This window comes from Frateuria defendens (genome assembly GCF_001182895.1).
GTDB lineage: Bacteria > Pseudomonadota > Gammaproteobacteria > Xanthomonadales > Rhodanobacteraceae > Frateuria_B > Frateuria_B defendens.
Map to the genome: position 1 here is coordinate 1 of NZ_LFQR01000210.1, position 362 is coordinate 362.

1 protein-coding gene is annotated in these 362 nt (G+C 68.8%); it reads left to right on the forward strand.

Annotated features, from left to right (window positions below; translation table 11 throughout):
- A partial coding sequence (locus ACH65_RS17930; protein WP_049624005.1) for a transposase occupies positions 1–362 on the forward strand: 362 nt, incomplete at both ends.

Here is a 362-nt window from a genome sequence, read left to right on the forward strand (position 1 = left end):
CAGGCGGCGGTGGACGAGAGTGGGCTGATCGTGGCCACCGAGGTGATCGATGCGGGTACCGACAGCCATTACCTGGTGCCGATGGTGGAGGCCACGCAGAAGAACACCGGAGCCCTGCCGCAGATGACCTTGGCCGACAGCGGCTATGCCAGCGAGGCCAACTTCGCGGCGCTGGAAGCGTTGCAGGCCCCGGCCTGCGTGGCCCTTGGGCGCGAGGGCGGCAAGGTCCGCAAGATCGACCCGGCCAAGCATCCGGCGACCCAGCGCATGGCCGAGCGGCTGTCCACGGACCAAGGGCAGGCGCACTATCGGCGGCGCAAGGTGATCCCCGAGCCGGTGTTCGGGTGGATCAAGCAGGCCAT